General features: G+C 77.9%; 1 protein-coding gene. It reads right to left on the bottom strand.

Features of this window, described 5'->3' with window-relative positions:
• Positions 1 to 561: hypothetical protein (locus tag HMPREF3099_RS13095; RefSeq protein ID WP_168168513.1), on the bottom strand; the 561-nt coding region annotated here is incomplete at both ends.

Here is a 561-nt window from a genome sequence, read left to right on the forward strand (position 1 = left end):
CAGGGCGGCCGCACGGCGGGAGCGACCCAGCGCGACCCGGGCCGTGTGCACCCCCTGCGCCACGGCCTCCCGCGCGGCGGTGTGCGAGGCGGTGACGGCCTCCTCGAGCGCGGCCACGCCGGCCAGGGCGGACTCGCGGTCGTGCGTGGTGAGCTCCGGGGTGGCGCGCTCCATCATCGCCAGCACGGCGCGGATCCACACGTGCTCCACCTCGGTGGCCACCCGCTCGGTGGGCACCGCACGGCGCGAGAACTCCCGCAACACCGGCTCCAGGCCCCGGCCGGCCAGCTCACGCCAGCGAGGCGAGACATCGGCCAGCACCGCGGCGCCCTCGGGGTGGGCGACGAGCCGCTGCATCCGCTGCTGCAGCGCGTCCAGGTCCGCCGCGGGGAGCTCCGCCCCCTCCTCGCCGGAGAGGTGCGTGCCGAACCAGACCACGTCGTCGTAGACCGACTCGAAGCGCTCGGAGGCCGCCGTCAGCTCAGCGCCCAGCGGCTCCACGGGGGCGTCCGCGCGGCGGCCCGGCCACCCCGCCAGCCGGTGCCCGGTGCTCACCGCCTG

Source organism: Kytococcus sp. HMSC28H12, assembly GCF_001816045.1.
Taxonomy (GTDB): domain Bacteria; phylum Actinomycetota; class Actinomycetes; order Actinomycetales; family Dermatophilaceae; genus Kytococcus; species Kytococcus schroeteri.